Source organism: Mesobacillus boroniphilus JCM 21738 (assembly GCF_000517385.1).
GTDB classification, from domain to species: Bacteria; Bacillota; Bacilli; order Bacillales; family Cytobacillaceae; genus Mesobacillus; species Mesobacillus boroniphilus.
This window is the reverse complement of record NZ_BAUW01000227.1, coordinates 1-874: the sequence shown is the minus strand read 5'-3', so window position 1 is coordinate 874 and position 874 is coordinate 1. Positions and strand designations below refer to the sequence as shown.

General features: G+C 41.0%; 1 protein-coding gene. It reads right to left on the bottom strand.

Annotated features, from left to right (window positions below):
* Positions 1–817 (bottom strand): IS21 family transposase (gene istA / locus JCM21738_RS21930; RefSeq protein ID WP_023627824.1); only part of this gene is annotated, 817 nt, incomplete at its 3' end.
* Between the last annotated feature and the right edge of the window lie 57 nt (positions 818–874).

Sequence of the window (874 nt, the reverse complement as noted above, 5' to 3'; positions counted from 1 at the left end):
CCTTCATCCACTCCGCTAATTGGGGGAAATTCTCCATTATCGGAGCTGTTGTAAATAGATTATTCCTCGTATAACCAACCTTCTTTTCCACATTTCCTTTTTCATGCCCGCTTGATGGGTTACATGCCTGCACTTCAAAGCCATAATGGCATTTGAACCTTAAAAATGCGTCAGTGTAGGTCCGTTTACCGCCTTTGCCAATTGAAATAACTGCCGCAGCCAGGTTATCTATACGTAAATAGGTTGGCACCCCTCCAGCCTGATGAAATAACTGCTTTAGCCCTTCAAGGAAACACTCGGTATTTTCGCCGGGAAGAGGGTAACCAAATCCTGTATTACTATGTGGAAAACTCAGGATTAGGGCTTTGATATCTTTATATGCTCCGTCTTTTACGACAGTCATATTTCCAAAGTCCACCTGTGCTTCACCCGGAGGATGTTCTAAACGTTCATGTCTTTCAATCTTGGCTACTTTGAGTTGGGGTTTTCGATTCTGAATATATTCACATACGGTCCGATAGGACCCTTTGAAACCATGGTAATCTCTAAGATCTTCATAGATTTTCTTGCTTATTCTCCGTTCTTTTCTCTTGAGTTTCATATCCTCCTCTAGCCAATCATCAACAATTTCCCCGAACCCTTCCTCGTACATCATTCCTCTTCTAGTGAACTTGAGGGTATCTTCAAAACTTTCTCCATCGGCGTACTTCTTAACTGTCCTCCAATTACAACCAGTCTTTCTTGCAATTTCATTTATTGATAAGTCTTCTTCTTCTCTTAAATGTTTGATATAATCAACTTCAGGCATTGTTAGCATCCTTTCATGTCCTCCCACTGTTGTGATCTCTCAATCCATACAGTAGGGGATATTTTA